Source organism: Actinosynnema sp. NPDC023658 (assembly GCF_040639995.1).
Taxonomy (GTDB): domain Bacteria; phylum Actinomycetota; class Actinomycetes; order Mycobacteriales; family Pseudonocardiaceae; genus Actinosynnema.
This window is the reverse complement of the sequence record NZ_JBFAAX010000842.1, coordinates 1,706-2,420: the sequence shown is the minus strand read 5'-3', so window position 1 is coordinate 2,420 and position 715 is coordinate 1,706. Positions and strand designations below refer to the sequence as shown.

The 715-nt window shown below is 71.6% G+C and carries 1 protein-coding gene; it reads left to right on the top strand.

Annotated elements, in window-relative coordinates; translation table 11 throughout:
• On the top strand, positions 1–715 hold a 715-nt coding region (locus AB0G02_RS35445), incomplete at both ends, for a cytochrome P450 (RefSeq protein WP_360803394.1).

The following is a 715-nucleotide window of genomic DNA, read 5'->3' as shown; positions in this document are numbered from 1 at the left end:
ATGGCGGTGCGCCGCGCCGCGCACCCGTTCCTGACCGCTTCGCGGCTGACCTCGGCGATCCCGGTGATCGCGGACCAGGCCGAGCAGGTCGTCGCCGGGTGGCCGTCGCCTGGCGACGTCGACGCCGAACGCGCGGCGGTCAACCTGATCTCCGCCCTCAACATCCGATACCTGCTGGACGAGCCGTCCGAGGCGTTGTCCGCCCTGGTCGAACGCGAACTGGTCTTGGCGAGACCGACTCGTTGGCCGCTCCCGCTCGGACGCCGCCGGCTGCGGCACGCCCAGCGCGCCACCTACGACGCCATCGGACACCACGTCCGCACCCGCCCTTCACCCGCGAGCCTGCAGGCCGTCCTGATTGACCACGGGTTCGACGAGCACACTGTGACGCTGGCCCTGCGCACGATGCTGCTGTCCAGCCACCACATCCCGGCCACCGCACTGGCGTGGGCCTTGCACGAGCTGGCCACCCACCCCGACGTCCAGGAGCGGGCCCGAGTCGAGATCATTGCGCGCCCGAACCCGACGGCGGACCTGCCGCTGTGCCGGGCGGTGATCCGCGAAACCCTGCGCCTGCACCCACCGGTGTGGCGACTCCAGCGGCAGCTCACCGCGACGGCCCGCGGACTGCCGGCGGGGACGAACCTGCTGTTCAGCCCCTACCTCAACCACCACGACCCCGACGCCTACCCGGAACCCTCAACGTTCCAGCCTC